This is a genomic window from Vibrio ulleungensis, from assembly GCF_016900875.1.
In the GTDB taxonomy this organism is placed as follows: Bacteria; Pseudomonadota; Gammaproteobacteria; order Enterobacterales; family Vibrionaceae; genus Vibrio; species Vibrio ulleungensis.
The window spans coordinates 74372-89083 of sequence record NZ_JAFEUM010000009.1 but is presented as its reverse complement, the minus strand read 5'-3'; the positions used below and the strand labels follow the sequence as shown (position 1 = coordinate 89083).

The following is a 14712-nucleotide window of genomic DNA, read 5'->3' as shown; positions in this document are numbered from 1 at the left end:
GTTGGTCGGTATTGGATTATTCAGTATCATACCTGTTTTCGTTCAAGAATAGGGAATTTCCTCCATGGCGACGAACAACGATAGCAACCTGATTTGGGTTGACCTAGAAATGACTGGACTGGATCCAGAGCAGCATAAGATCATTGAGATCGCCACAATTGTGACAGACTCAGAGCTAAACATATTGGCTGAGGGTCCTGTTCTTGCTATTCACCAGCCAAAATCTGAGTTAGATAAGATGGACGACTGGTGCACTAACACACACACCAATAGTGGTTTGGTGGCTCGTGTAGAGCAGAGCAACGTATCGGAACAAGACGCTATTGAGCAGACAATTGCGTTCTTAGAGCAATGGGTGCCGAAAGGTAAATCGCCGATTTGTGGCAACAGCATTGGCCAAGACCGCCGATTTTTATACAAGCATATGCCTAAGCTTGAAGAGTATTTCCACTACCGATACGTTGATGTGAGCACAATTAAAGAGCTGACTCGCCGTTGGAAGCCAGAAATTTTGGACGGATTTTCGAAATCAGGCAGTCACTTGGCGCTCGATGACATTAGAGAATCGATCGCAGAGTTGAAATATTACCGCCAAACGGTGTTTAAAATTTAGCCATTATTTAGTGAGTGCGGATTAAAGCAGCAACTTTCCGAGGTGAATCGCCTAACATTTAGTCACTTATCTAAAAATGACGTTTTTTTTCGATTAAGACTTGCATCACACAGAAATGCTCTTATAATTCGCATCCCTAAACGGTGAAACGCGACACTAGCTCAGTTGGTAGAGCGCAACCTTGCCAAGGTTGAGGTCACGAGTTCGAACCTCGTGTGTCGCTCCATTTATTGGATTGATTTTACCTACCCAAGGAACCTCGTGCCCTAGCCGGTCGCGTCGCTCCAGTTTTTTAATTAAGACATATTGGTAATGCATCGTTTAGAACAATCATCTAGTTAGATGACATGGACGCGGGGTGGAGCAGCTTGGTAGCTCGTCGGGCTCATAACCCGAAGGTCGTTGGTTCAAATCCAGCCCCCGCAACCAATTTTAAGAATACGTTGTAAAACGGGTTCTTTGCGACACTAGCTCAGTTGGTAGAGCGCAACCTTGCCAAGGTTGAGGTCACGAGTTCGAACCTCGTGTGTCGCTCCAAATTTTAGGATTGCCGCGAAAGCACACGAGGAACCTCGTGCCCAAGCTGGTCGCGTCGCTCCAAAATTTAGGATTGCCGCGAAAGCATACGAGAAACCTTGTTTCCAAGCTATTCGCGTCGCTCCAAATAAAAAAGCCATCATCAGCTTTAAAATGGTGACACGGACGCGGGGTGGAGCAGCTTGGTAGCTCGTCGGGCTCATAACCCGAAGGTCGTTGGTTCAAATCCAGCCCCCGCAACCACTTTTAAGTTCAATGGATGAGGTTTTCATAACCCTCAGGCCGTTGACGGATGCGCCGCCCGGATCAAATCCAGCCCGCGCAACCACATTTAAGAACACGTTGAAAAACGGGTTCTATGCGACACTAGCTCAGTTGGTAGAGCGCAACCTTGCCAAGGTTGAGGTCACGAGTTCGAACCTCGTGTGTCGCTCCAAATTTTAGGATTGCCGCGAAAGCACACGAGGAACCTCGTGCCCATGCTGGTCGCGTCGCTCCAAAATTTAGGATTGCCGCGAAAGCACACGAGAAACCTTGTTTCCAAGCTATTCGCGTCGCTCCAAATAAAAAAGCCATCATCAGCTTTAATGATGACACGGACGCGGGGTGGAGCAGCTTGGTAGCTCGTCGGGCTCATAACCCGAAGGTCGTTGGTTCAAATCCAGCCCCCGCAACCACTTTTAAGTTCAATGGATGAGGTTTTCATAACCCTCAGGCCGTTGACGGGTGCGCCGCCCGGTTCAAATCCAGCTCGCGCAACCACATTCTATACGAAACCGTTGATAAACGGCTTCCGATGCGACACTAGCTCAGTTGGTAGAGCGCAACCTTGCCAAGGTTGAGGTCACGAGTTCGAACCTCGTGTGTCGCTCCAAAATATAAAAAAAGACCACAAATTAGTTTGTGGTCTTTTTTTCTGCTCTTTCATTGCTGTTAGCTATTTTTGCCTGAATTATTCACAGAAGCAAATTTTAGGCGCTTAACTTAAAGCAATATACTTAGCCTCAATTTCTCCCAAATAAGCACAATGCCGCTTACACGAGATTTGTTTGTGTTAGTAACAGAGTTATCCACAAACCATGACTTGTGGATAAGTTGGTGGGTAAATATAATTTCCGCACCGATTCCTGTGATCTTTTTCGTAATCCCTCAATTTTTCAATGGATCAAAAAACAGCAGCTCTTTGTAACTGATTGTTTTTTATCGCTATTAATCTCATGGCGGAGATCGGTTAGTCTTGCGGCGGGATCAAAAGCTAGTTATTTATTGATCTTAATCATTTTATATGGCTGTGCTTAACTTTTTGGGGGATGATCGGCTCAATCCAAAGATGGATTTTTTTCCACATCCAAAAAAATGCGAACTTCGTCAAACATTTTTACTAATCAGTAACAAAAATTAGATAATTGAAGTTTTGGCTTTAAATACACTTTAAGCATCTCTAGGTAAGCCCTTTTCTATTATACGGATCAGGCGTTGTTGTTTGCCGTTTGGTTGAGCTTGCTCTTTTTGACGTGCAAGCGCCCATTCAATATGCGCGTCCCATAATGGGTCAATACCTTGTATTGAGGTCAGTGCCTCAACGATGGCATGAGAGAATGGTGCATTACCCATCGCAATGATGAGATTTCTACGCCACTGCTTGTGACCAATACGGCGAATAGCTGAACCCTGTAAGTTGTCGAGAAATGTCGGTTCGTCCCACTTAAGTAAGTGAACCAAGTCGCTATTGTTAAATACACTTTTTCGTTGGAAATCTGCTTGCTCGGATAGTGGGGATTCACGGTTGTAAGGACAAACTAATTGGCAGTCGTCGCAACCGTAAATGCGATTACCCATCGCAGCTCGAAACTCTTCAGGAATGACACCTTCATATTCGATGGTTAGATAAGAAATACATCGGCGTGCATCAACGATATTGTCGTCAACAATCGCATCTGTTGGGCAACTGGTAATGCAGGAACGGCATTTTCCACACTGCTCGTCGATTTGCTCATCTGTTGGTAAAGGGAGGTTAACCAGTAACTCTCCGAGGAAAAACCATGAGCCTGAATCGGGGTTGATCAACAGGGAGTGCTTCCCTGTCCAACCTAATCCAGCTTTTTGAGCCAAAGGACGTTCTAGAATTGGGGCTGAATCGACAAAAGGACGAAAGTCAGCACCCTCAAAGTGGGCTTCGATCTGTTTACCAAGCTGACTTAACTTTTTTCTAATGAGTTTGTGATAGTCACGTCCTAGAGCATAACGACTGATATATCCGTTTGAGGTATCTCGAAGGTTACTAGCAAATTGCGCGTCTTCAGGTAAATAGTCCATTCTGACACAAATCGCACGAACGGTACCTTGATGAAGTTCTCCGGGTCTTGCTCGCATCATACCGTGACGAGCCATCCACTCCATGTCACCGTGGTAGCCATTATCAAGCCATGATTGCAGATAGGCTTCATGTTGTGAGAGGTCAACATCGGTGATGCCGACTTGCTGAAAACCTAATTCTAGCCCCCATTGTTTAATCATTTCGGCCAGTTTTTGCAGGTCCATATTCATCAAATTATCCAATGTGCTTATGTTTAAGTGTAGTCGGGGTTAAGAATTGGTAAAAAAGAGCCTATTTGCAGCGGTTTAGGCAAATTTCTTCTTGTCTCTCATATTCAGATCTGAATACTATTCCCTCAGTTTCGATTTTTATATAGTTAATTAAGAAAAAACTAAGAGTCCACTATGCCTTCTGCTCAATTTGTTTTAACCGATGCTAATGCAACCGTCGATTTTGGTGCGCGTATCGCACATTTATGTAAGCAGCAAACCACCATATATTTGCATGGTGATTTGGGCGCAGGTAAAACTACGCTAAGTCGGGGATTTATTCAGTCACTTGGTCACGAAGGTAATGTTAAAAGTCCAACATACACGTTAGTGGAGCCTTATCACCTTGCCACATTCCAAGTATTCCACTTTGACCTATATCGCTTAGCGGACCCTGAAGAGCTTGAATATATGGGTATTCGTGATTATTTCAGTGACGATGCGATTTGTCTGGTTGAATGGCCAGAAAAAGGCGAAGGATTATTACCTCAAGCAGACTTGGATGTAACGCTTACCTATCAACAACAACAGAGAATTGTTGAAGTGTCGGCAAATACCGAATACGGACAGGAATTACTAAAACAATTATGAAAATGACGTCATGGATGAGAAAAGTTTGCACTGCCTTGTTTGGCGTTGTGACGCTGCTTGTTTCGGTTACAGCTCAAGGGAATAGCATTGAGCAATTTCGGGTGTGGACATCTCCCAGTGAAACTCGGATTGTAATGGATACTCAAGCGGTGCCAGAGTACAGCTATTTTAGCCTTACCTCTCCCGATCGCTTGGTAATAGATGTAAAAAAGAGCACCAACCAAGCTTCACTGCCCGTTGAGGTCAAAGATAGCCCTGTTCTAAGTAAAATTCGCAAAAGTACGCCACCAGAATCGTCCAGCTATCGACTCGTGTTTGAGTTAAAGTCAAAAGTCACTCCTAAATTGTTTACGCTAGCACCGACGCCAGATGGACAAAAAGGACATCGCTTAGTGATTGATTTGCCTCATGGTGCTGAGACGGCTGTGGCACCAACATCAAGTTCCACTTCAACATCCGCTCAAGTGGCGTCAGCTCCAGTCACTCGAGCTAAAGATGTATTGATAGTCATCGACCCAGGGCACGGTGGGGAAGATCCAGGATCAATTGGTCCAACTAAAAAGTATGAAAAGAACGCGACTTTAGCGATCTCTCGTAAGTTAGAACAACGCTTAAATGCTGTCGATGGCGTGAAAGCGCGTCTAACGCGTAACGGCGACTATTTTGTTAACTTGAATCGTAGAGTAGCACTCGCTCGAGAAAACAACGCCCATCTACTTATATCGATCCACGCTGACGCATTTACCAGTCCACAGCCAAGAGGCGGCTCGGTGTTTGTTCTTAACACTCGCCGCGCCAATACAGAAATATCCCGTTGGATTGAGAATAGCGAAAGACAATCAGAGTTATTGGGTGGTTCAGCCACTGTAATCAATAATGACGATAAAAATGTCAACCAAACATTGCTAGACCTCAAATTTAGTTATTCTCAAAAAGAAGGCTATAAGCTGGCAGAAGAAATTCTTAAAGAGATGGGAAAAGTCGCAAAGCTGCACAAAACCAAACCGGTAAATACCAGTTTGGCTGTGCTTCGCTCACCTCAGATCCCGTCTGTACTTGTTGAGACTGGCTTCATCTCCAATCCAACTGAAGAGAAACTGCTGTTTCAGCGCTCTCATCAAGACAAGTTGGCCAAAGCACTAGCGGATGCGGTTATTACTTACTTAAAGCAAAACCCACCCGAAGGCGTGTCACCAATTCAAAGCGCAGCGCCCACCTACCATACAGTAAAAAGTGGTGAGTCTTTGTCTGTCATTGCCAGTCGCTACGGAACGACGACCAGTGCGCTTCAACGAGAGAACAATTTGAAAAGCTCAACAATACGCGTAGGGCAAAAATTGACACTCCCTTCAGGCAGCACGTCAAGTCAAAGTTCGTTGAAACCAGTCGAAACGGAAACACTGACACACGTGGTTAAGTCAGGCGAGTACTTGGGAAGCATTGCTCAGAAGTATAAAGTGTCGGTAGCGGCTATTAAGCGAGAAAACAACCTAAGAAGCGATACCGTTAGAGTTGGCCAAAAGTTGAAGGTGACGGTTAAGCTGGTGGACAAACCCGTCCGCTACCATACGGTGGCTAGAGGTGAATACTTAGGTAAGATCGCGTCCAAGTATGGCGTGACCATCAGCGCGGTTCGCAGCGCGAATAACCTTCGTTCCGATGAGCTGGCTATAGGCCAAAAACTAGTGATCCCAAATAAATAATATGACAATCAAAATCTTGCCAGCTCGCTTGGCCAACCAAATTGCTGCAGGTGAAGTGGTAGAAAGACCTGCATCGGTAGTGAAAGAGTTGGTCGAAAACAGTTTGGACGCTGGAGCCACCAAGATTGAAATCGACTTGTCTAAGGGCGGTAGTAAGCTCATTCGAATTCGTGATAATGGCAGTGGCATCAATAAACAGGAGTTATCACTCGCCTTAAGTCGCCATGCAACGTCGAAAATTGACTCACTGGACGATCTTGAAGCCATCAGTAGTTTAGGTTTTCGTGGCGAGGCCCTAGCTAGTATAAGTTCGGTCTCACGTTTAACGCTAACCTCACGGACGGCGACGCAAAGTGAAGCGTGGTCTGCGTATGCAGAAGGCCGAGAAATGGCGGTGAAGTTGGATCCAGCGGCGCACCCCAAAGGCACGACAGTTGAAGTCGCTGACCTCTTCTTCAACACACCGGCTCGGAAAAAGTTTCTAAGAACAGACAAAACAGAATTTTCGCACATTGACGAACTGCTTAAGCGAATTGCATTAAGTCGATTGGATGTGACTATTATGCTTCGACATAACGGCAAAATGGTCCGTCAGTATCGTGCGGCCAAGAATGCACAGCAAACAGAAAAGCGCATTCAAGCCGTATGCGGCAATGCCTTTGTCCGTCATATGGTCAATGTAGAAGTTGAGCATCAAGGCTTAAGGCTACATGGATGGATCACGGCACCTGAGGGCGCGAGACTCACTAACGATTTTCAGTATTGCTACGTGAATGGTCGAATGATGAAGGATAAACTCATCAATCATGCGATACGCCAAAGTTATGAGCGAGCACTGTCCCCAGAACAATACGCCACGTTTGTTCTGTATATAGAACTCGATCCTTCACAAGTTGATGTGAATGTTCATCCAGCGAAACATGAAGTGCGTTTTCATCAAGCACGATTGGTGCACGATTTCATTTATCAAGGGTTGTCAGATGCTCTGCAACAAGCCGACCATGTCGATGTCACTCCAAAAACGGCTTCAGCGTTCCATCAAGTGGATACAGAAAGTAACGTTCAAGAAGAACATGAATCTGTTGCAGCGAAAAAAACTCAACCTTCTTATCCATCGTACCCTAATCAGGTGCATGAGGGTTCAGAGCGCAGGATAAGTGATAGTGCCACAGGAACTCAGTGGCAAAAAGCAACAGAGCCAAGTAAAGGGCAACTGACAAATAAAACGTCTTCTTCAAAACCAAATACAGGCTCTCAGCCTGTGGTGTCCAAGGCTTATCAAGAAGCATACAGCGCCCTTATGACACCTTTACCGTCGCAAACAATCACCAATGGCGCAGTGTCTAATACTGTGGAAGGTGTTGTGGACGCAGCGCCTAGCCCGTCGCTACCGCTATCTGCACTGCGAATCGATAAGTCGATTGCCATTGTCGAAGAGGTGTATCTGTTGGTGATGCTGGCCGATAAAGCCGGGTTGGTGAACCTTCACTACTTAGAATGGCTTAGAAGCTATTCACAACTTGGTGGCGGCGTAACAGCTCAATCACCTAAACCTCAACCCTTACTTATCCCACTTAAGATAGGGCTAGAGCAATCAACCGTTGCGGGCATTCAAACACATGAAAACGAGCTATCACAGCTTGGATTTCAGTTTAAGTTTTCAGCATCGTCTATCATGATTATGGCCGTGCCAGGACCGCTCAGGGAAAAGAATTTGACGGATGTTATGTCTGCGTTAGGAGGGTGGCTGGATGATCAAGCGGGGCAGAATGACCTAAAATCACTTACCGGCTGGTTAGCCCATCAAGCTGTATTGGTTAAGCCGAGCTATACTTTATCTCAAGCGGTGCAGTTACTTGCTGAAGCCGAAAACCTTTGGCAAGAAAAGTTGCCGTTAAATGACTCGCGCCTGTTACAGCTGGTGGACTTTTCCGCTACCATTGCGGCGTTTAATGCAAAGTAGATAAGTGATCATGACTCAACAGCCCTTGGCGCTCTTTTTAATGGGCCCAACCGCATCCGGTAAAACGGATCTTGCAATCAAATTACGTCAAAAATTTCCTGTAGAGATTATTAGTGTTGATTCAGCTCTGATCTACCGTGGTATGGACATTGGCACGGCAAAACCAGAGCCCTGGGAATTAGAATTAGCGCCTCATCGATTGATCGACATATTAGATCCTGCCGAATCTTATTCCGCTGCAGACTTTCGTCGCGATGCTCTTCGAGAGATGGATGAGATCGTGAAGCAAGGAAAAATCCCGTTATTAGTCGGGGGCACGATGTTGTATTACAAAGCGCTGATAGAAGGTCTATCGCCGCTGCCCGCCGCGAATCCAACTATTCGAGCAGAGATAGAAGCTCAGGCACAACAATTAGGTTGGGATGCAATGCATGAACAGCTCGCCAGCATCGATCCGGTTTCGGCAAAACGAATTCACCCTAACGATCCACAACGCCTTTCCCGGGCTCTTGAAGTGTATCGAATTACCGGCAAAAGCTTGACTGAGCTAACCGCTCAAAAGGGAGAACCAATCCCTTACCGTGTAAAACAGTTTGCGATTGCGCCTAAAGAGCGCTCTGTACTACATGACAGAATAGAGCAACGTTTTGAAAAAATGATGGCGGCTGGGTTTAAGCAAGAAGTCGAAAAGTTATTTGTGCGTAAAGACTTGCACAAAGACTTGCCCTCTATTCGCTGTGTGGGCTATCGTCAAATGTGGGAGCACCTCGACGGTGACATTTCATTGGATGAGGCCGTTTTTAAAGGCGTATGTGCCACTAGACAATTAGCCAAACGACAGATTACATGGTTGCGATCGTGGAAGGATCTGACGTGGCTTGATAGTGATCACACAGATCTTGCTTTAGAAACGTTGTCAAATGCCGTAATATCTAACACTTGATCACTTTTTGAGTGATTATTTGAATAACCTCTGCATGGAAGTAGTACTTAAAGAGGTATTTACTGTTTAGCTCGGGTGCAAAATTTGCGCTAAATGCTTACAACCACTAGCTAAATTAAAACTATTACAAACAAATAAGGAAAATAACAATGGCTAAGGGGCAATCTTTACAAGACCCATTCTTGAACGCGCTACGACGTGAGCGTGTGCCGGTGTCTATCTATTTGGTCAACGGTATTAAACTTCAGGGTCAGATCGAGTCTTTCGATCAATTCGTGATTCTTCTTAAAAACACAGTTAATCAAATGGTCTACAAACACGCAATTTCTACTGTTGTTCCTGCTCGTGCGGTCACGCATCACAGCAGTAACGAGCGCGGTGGCGATCGCCCAGACAAGACCGAGGAATAAAGCACCTCCTTGAACAATCTAGTTGTATTAAAAAGGAACACATCGCTTGTTTGACCGTTATGAATCCGGTGAACAAGCGATTCTTGTTCACATCAATTTTACCCAAGAAGGTGAGTGGGAAGACTTAAATGAGTTCCAAATGCTCGTCTCTTCTGCTGGGGTAAATTCATTGCAAGTGGTGACTGGCAGTCGCCAAGCACCGCAAGTTAAATATTATGTCGGAGAAGGTAAAGCGCAGGAGATCGCAGAGGCGGTTCGCTTACACGAAGCGGATATTGTTATCTTCAATCACGCGTTGTCACCGGCACAAGAACGAAACCTAGAACAACTGATGCAATGTCGAGTTTTGGACCGTACCGGTCTGATTTTAGACATCTTTGCACAGCGCGCTCGAACTCACGAAGGTAAATTACAGGTTGAATTAGCTCAATTACGCCATATATCTACAAGACTGATACGTGGTTGGACCCACCTTGAAAGACAAAAAGGCGGGATCGGTCTGAGAGGGCCGGGCGAAACTCAGCTTGAAACCGATAGACGTTTGTTGCGTGATCGAATTAAGGCCATTTTGCGTAGGTTAGAAAGAGTAGCCAAGCAACGTGAGCAGGGAAGACGAGCTCGTAACCGAGCTGAAATTCCTACGGTTTCTTTGGTAGGTTATACCAATGCGGGGAAATCAACACTGTTCAACCGTATTACCGAAGCAGGGGTTTATGCCGCAGACCAATTGTTTGCGACCTTGGACCCAACACTTCGAAAAATTGAGTTGGACGATGTGGGCCCGGCCATTTTGGCGGACACGGTTGGATTTATCCGACACCTACCGCACGATTTGGTTGCCGCATTTAAGGCAACCTTGCAAGAAACGCAAGAAGCTGACATTTTGTTACATGTTGTGGATGCCAGTGACGACAGGTTTCGTGAGAATATCGCGGCAGTCGACGAGGTTTTGCTAGAGATTGACGCCCATGAAGTTCCGACTTTGTTGGTGATGAATAAAATCGATAGCATGGAAGACCAAAAACCGCGTATCGAGTTTAATGATGAAGGTGTGCCGACCCGAGTTTGGGTATCGGCGATGGAAGGCGAAGGAATAGACCTATTGTTCGACGCGTTGACTCAACGTCTAGCGAGCGAAATGGTTAGCCAGAGCTTATGCATACCACCGAGTCATCAAGGTAAATATCGCAGTTTGTTTATTCAAATGAAGTGTGTGCAACAAGAAGCGTATGACGAGCAAGGTAACCTGCGCATCGACGTACGTATGCAGCAAGCCGATTGGGCTAGACTGACAAAAAGAGAAGGAGCAGCGTTCGGTGACTTTATAGTGATCGATTAGACTGTTACATTATATCGTCAAACTCAATAATGGAGTTTTCTGATGGCGTGGAATGAGCCTGGAAATAACAACGGTAACAACGGTAATAATGGCCGCGATAATGACCCTTGGGGAAATAACGATCGCGGCAACCGCAACTCCGGTGGAAAGAATCAAGGACCACCGGACTTGGATGAAGTATTCAGTAAGCTGAGCCAAAAGCTCGGTGGACTAGGCAAAAAAGGCGGCAGTGGTGGCGGTGCATCTTCTGGCAATGGCGGCTTTATTGGAATAGGACTTATCGCAGCAATCGCGGTCGGTGTATGGGGTGCCTCAGGTATCTATACAGTAGGCGAAGCGGAGCGCGGTGTAGTTTTGCGCCTAGGTAAATTTCATTCGATAGTAGATCCTGGTCTTAACTGGGCACCTACTTTCATTGATGAAGTTCAAACGGTTAACGTACAAGCGATTCGTGCATTGCAAGCTTCTGGCACCATGCTAACTAAAGACGAGAACGTCGTTACAGTTGCAATGGGTGTGCAATACCGAGTGGCTGATCCATACAAATACCTATATCGCGTAACCAATGCTGATGATAGCTTACGTCAAGCGACCGATTCGGCGCTACGTGCCGTTATTGGTGACTCTTTAATGGACAGTATTCTAACTAGCGGTCGTCAACAGATTCGTCAAAGTACTCAAGAAGAGCTGAACCGAATTATCGATGTGTACGATATGGGCTTGATTGTAGTCGATGTAAACTTCCAGTCTTCACGACCGCCAGAGCAAGTTAAAGACTCTTTCGATGACGCTATCGCGGCGCGAGAAGATGAAGAGCGTTACATTCGAGAGGCAGAAGCGTACAAGAACGAAATCTTGCCTAAGGCAACAGGTCGTGCTGAACGTCTCAAGAAAGAAGCTTTGGGTTACAGCGAACGTGTAACAAATGAAGCGTATGGTCAGGTTGCACAGTTCGAGAAACTGTTACCTGAATACCAAGCGGCTCCAGAAGTGACTCGTAATCGTCTGTACCTAGACACAATGGAAGAGGTGTACACCAACACTTCTAAAGTGCTGATTGATTCGGAATCTAGCGGTAACCTACTGTATTTGCCAATCGATAAGATTGCCGAACAAGGGTCGGCTACGCAATCAAAACGCGCTACCCGTTCAGATTCTAGCTATGATCAAATCGAACTGGATTCTTCTTCGACAAGCTCAAGCAGCACTAGTACGTCTAGCTCAAGCTCCACGTCTACTCGTCAAGGGAGATTCTAATTATGCTTCGTAAATTATTTGTCCCAAGCATTGTAATCCTAGTGATCATTGCATTGATGTCTCTGTTTGTCGTTCCAGAAGGTGAGCGCGGTATTGTGATCCGATTCGGTCGAGTGCTTAAAGTGGATAACACTGAGGCCTCAAGAATCTACGAGCCAGGCATTCACTTTAAGATGCCGTTGTTTGATACAGTGAAGCGTTTAGACGCACGTATTCAAACTATGGATGGTCAGTCAGACCGTTTCGTAACCTCTGAGAAAAAAGACGTTATCATCGATTCTTACGTGAAGTGGCGTATCGAAGATTTCGGTCAATACTACCTAGCGACAGGTGGTGGTAATGCACTGACGGCTCAGGCTCTACTAGAGCGTAAAGTGACTGACGTACTTCGTTCAGAGATTGGTTCTCGCGACATTAAACAAATTGTTTCGGGCCCTCGTAACAAAGACGTATTGCCAGACGATATTGAGCTCGATGAAACCGTTACAGAGGCGGCTAAACAAGCAGCTGAAATTGACGGTGAACGCGACAAGATCATGGAAGAAGTACTGAAAGATACTCGCGAAAGTGCTATGAAAGACTTGGGTGTGTACGTAGTTGACTTCCGAATGAAGAAAATCAACCTTCCTGATGAAATCAGTGAATCGATTTATCAACGTATGCGTGCAGAGCGTGAATCGGTGGCTCGAAAGCACCGTTCACAAGGTCGTGAGAAAGCGGAAGTAATTCGTGCACAAGCGGAGCTAGAAGTAGCGACTGTATTGGCAGAAGCGGACAGAACGGCTCGTGTAACGCGAGGTGATGCAGACGCAGAAGCGGCTTCCATCTATTCGACGGCTTACAGCAAAGATCCTGAATTCTACAGCTTCCTTCGTTCACTCAGTGCCTACGAGAAATCATTTGCAGAGAAAAGTGACATTCTTGTCCTTGATCCAAACAGTGACTTCTTTAAGTACATGAACGATGCTAGCGGCGCTAAATAGTCTCCGTTGATCGTCAATAAGGACTCCCTAGGGAGTCCTTATTTGTTTATAGGGCCATTTAATTGCTAGTTAGCTCAAATGGGCCGTTTGGTTCAAGAAGAGGGAAGTCATGTCAGAATCAATTTGGATCGCATTTGGAATAGTTTTAATCGTCGAAGGAGCGGGTCCCTTCATCCATCCAAAGGGGTGGAGAAACATGGTTGCCCAACTTGCCAGCCAAGACGATAACCAGTTAAGACGAATTGGTGGGTGCCTATTTGTGGCGGGAGCCGTGATGATCCTTATGTTTGGCTGAATTTCTATTCAGCAAACCGATCTCGGTTTTAAACATTTACTCAAGCATTTTAGTATTAAATGACTAAAAAATGACTGCAAAGTCACTTTTTCGGTGCTAGAATCCTTTTTTAACCACTATTCAGATTGGAAAAATGGGAAATAACGTAGTCGTTCTTGGCACCCAATGGGGTGACGAAGGTAAAGGTAAAATCGTAGACCTTTTAACAGAAGATGCAAAATATGTGGTTCGCTACCAAGGCGGACATAACGCTGGGCATACTCTTGTCATTGACGGTGAGAAAACCGTTCTCCATCTTATTCCTTCAGGTATTCTTCGCAACAACACAAAATGTGTTATTGGTAATGGTGTTGTATTGTCACCAGATGCACTGCTTAAAGAGATGAAGCCTCTTGAAGAGCGTGGCATTCCTGTTCGCGAACGTCTATTTATCTCAGAAGCATGTCCGCTGATATTGCCTTACCACGTTGCTCTCGATCAAGCTCGTGAACTTGCACGTGGTAAAAAAGCTATCGGTACTACAGGTCGTGGTATCGGTCCTGCGTACGAAGATAAAGTATCTCGTCGTGGTCTACGTGTAGGTGATCTTTTCGATAAAGAAGCCTTCGCAGTGAAGCTTAAAGAAGTTATGGAGTACCATAACTTCCAGCTAGAAAACTACTATAAAACCGATACTGTTAGCTACGAAGAAGTGCTTGAGCAAGCAATGGGCTACGCCGATCTATTGACCTCAATGGTTATCGATGTAACCGACGAGCTCGACGCGGCTCGCAAGCGTGGTGACAAAATCATGTTTGAAGGTGCTCAAGGTACGCTTCTAGACATTGATCACGGTACTTACCCGTACGTAACCTCTTCAAACACTACCGCTGGTGGTGTTGCTGCAGGCTCTGGCTTTGGTCCAGCACACCTAGGTTACATCCTTGGTATTGCGAAAGCGTACTGTACGCGCGTTGGCTCGGGTCCATTCCCAACAGAGCTATACGATGGTCTAGATAAACAAGATCCAGTAGGTAAGCATCTGGGTGATGTTGGTCATGAGTTTGGTGCGACAACGGGTCGTTTACGCCGTACGGGTTGGTTTGATGCTGTCGCTATGCGTCGCGCAATCCAAATTAACTCAGTGACTGGCTTTTGCTTAACCAAACTAGATGTTCTTGATGGTCTTGAAGAGCTTAAGATTTGTACCGGCTACAAAATGGCCGATGGTTCAGTTCTTGAAGTTTCGCCAATGGCTGCTGAAGCTTTTGAGCAAGCGACTCCTATCTACGAAACAATGCCTGGTTGGCCTGAAAAAACATTCGGTGCGAAATCACTGGATGAGCTACCTCAAGCAGCATTGAACTACGTTAAGCGCATAGAAGAGCTTACAGGCGTACCTGTTGACATTATCTCAACCGGCCCAGATCGCCTAGAAACCATCATTAAAGTACACCCATTTGAAGTGTAATCAAGCGATGGTCTCTTGATGCTAAAAACCGGCTTAGGCCGG

General features: G+C 45.7%; 12 protein-coding genes and 7 tRNA genes. 18 read left to right on the top strand and 1 reads right to left on the bottom strand.

Annotated features, from left to right (window positions below; translation table 11 throughout):
• Positions 1-64 precede the first annotated feature (64 nt).
• The 8 genes from orn to JQC93_RS17890 all read left to right on the top strand — a co-directional run bounded on the left by orn (position 65) and on the right by JQC93_RS17890 (position 2024).
• The gene (orn, locus tag JQC93_RS17925) at positions 65-613 is read left to right on the top strand and encodes an oligoribonuclease (RefSeq protein ID WP_205159733.1); all 549 of its coding nucleotides are present in this window, start codon (positions 65-67) and stop codon (positions 611-613) included.
• Between the two features lie 150 nt (positions 614-763).
• Positions 764-839: transfer RNA gene (locus JQC93_RS17920), tRNA-Gly, on the top strand.
• A 126-nt stretch (positions 840-965) separates the two neighbouring features.
• Positions 966-1042 (top strand) — tRNA-Met (locus JQC93_RS17915).
• Between the two features lie 32 nt (positions 1043-1074).
• Positions 1075-1150, top strand: a tRNA-Gly gene (locus JQC93_RS17910).
• Positions 1151-1316: 166 nt separating this feature from the next.
• Positions 1317-1393: transfer RNA gene (locus JQC93_RS17905), tRNA-Met, on the top strand.
• A gap of 117 nt (positions 1394-1510) precedes the next feature.
• Positions 1511-1586, top strand: a tRNA-Gly gene (locus tag JQC93_RS17900).
• Positions 1587-1750: 164 nt separating this feature from the next.
• Positions 1751-1827: transfer RNA gene (locus tag JQC93_RS17895), tRNA-Met, on the top strand.
• 121 nt (positions 1828-1948) lie between these two features.
• Positions 1949-2024 (top strand) — tRNA-Gly (locus JQC93_RS17890).
• A gap of 557 nt (positions 2025-2581) precedes the next feature.
• Here the strand turns inward: JQC93_RS17890 and queG are convergent.
• Positions 2582-3691 (bottom strand): tRNA epoxyqueuosine(34) reductase QueG, encoded by a 1110-nt coding sequence (gene queG, locus JQC93_RS17885; protein WP_205159770.1) that lies wholly within the window; start codon positions 3689-3691, stop codon positions 2582-2584.
• 180 nt (positions 3692-3871) lie between these two features.
• On the opposite strand from queG, the gene tsaE reads away from it, so the two are divergent.
• The 10 genes from tsaE (at position 3872) to JQC93_RS17835 (ending at position 14670) form a co-directional block, all read left to right on the top strand.
• Positions 3872-4327, top strand: coding sequence for a tRNA (adenosine(37)-N6)-threonylcarbamoyltransferase complex ATPase subunit type 1 TsaE (gene tsaE / locus JQC93_RS17880; protein ID WP_205159732.1), 456 nt, complete (start codon positions 3872-3874; stop codon positions 4325-4327).
• 14 nt (positions 4328-4341) lie between these two features.
• Positions 4342-6030: an N-acetylmuramoyl-L-alanine amidase gene (locus JQC93_RS17875; RefSeq protein WP_328838180.1), complete on the top strand. Its 1689-nt coding sequence runs from the start codon at positions 4342-4344 to the stop codon at positions 6028-6030.
• A gap of 1 nt (position 6031) precedes the next feature.
• Complete coding sequence (gene mutL / locus JQC93_RS17870) at positions 6032-7993, top strand: DNA mismatch repair endonuclease MutL (RefSeq protein ID WP_205159731.1); 1962 nt, start codon at positions 6032-6034, stop codon at positions 7991-7993.
• 10 nt (positions 7994-8003) lie between these two features.
• Positions 8004-8936 (top strand): tRNA (adenosine(37)-N6)-dimethylallyltransferase MiaA, encoded by a 933-nt coding sequence (miaA, locus tag JQC93_RS17865; protein WP_205159730.1) that lies wholly within the window; start codon positions 8004-8006, stop codon positions 8934-8936.
• Positions 8937-9085: 149 nt separating this feature from the next.
• Entirely contained in the window at positions 9086-9346 is a 261-nt protein-coding gene (hfq, locus tag JQC93_RS17860; protein ID WP_205159729.1) for an RNA chaperone Hfq, read from the top strand.
• Between the two features lie 46 nt (positions 9347-9392).
• Positions 9393-10685, top strand: coding sequence for a ribosome rescue GTPase HflX (gene hflX / locus JQC93_RS17855; RefSeq protein WP_205159728.1), 1293 nt, complete (start codon positions 9393-9395; stop codon positions 10683-10685).
• Positions 10686-10727: 42 nt separating this feature from the next.
• Positions 10728-11942 carry an FtsH protease activity modulator HflK gene (gene hflK, locus JQC93_RS17850; RefSeq protein ID WP_205159727.1) on the top strand — a complete coding sequence of 405 codons (1215 nt, stop codon included), beginning with the start codon at positions 10728-10730 and terminating at the stop codon, positions 11940-11942.
• 2 nt (positions 11943-11944) lie between these two features.
• The gene (gene hflC / locus JQC93_RS17845) at positions 11945-12925 is read left to right on the top strand and encodes a protease modulator HflC (RefSeq protein WP_205159726.1); all 981 of its coding nucleotides are present in this window, start codon (positions 11945-11947) and stop codon (positions 12923-12925) included.
• A gap of 109 nt (positions 12926-13034) precedes the next feature.
• A complete protein-coding gene (locus tag JQC93_RS17840) occupies positions 13035-13220 on the top strand; it encodes a DUF2065 domain-containing protein (protein WP_084885445.1) in 186 nt (61 codons plus the stop codon).
• A 133-nt stretch (positions 13221-13353) separates the two neighbouring features.
• Entirely contained in the window at positions 13354-14670 is a 1317-nt protein-coding gene (locus tag JQC93_RS17835; RefSeq protein ID WP_205159725.1) for an adenylosuccinate synthase, read from the top strand.
• Positions 14671-14712: the final 42 nt, after the last annotated feature.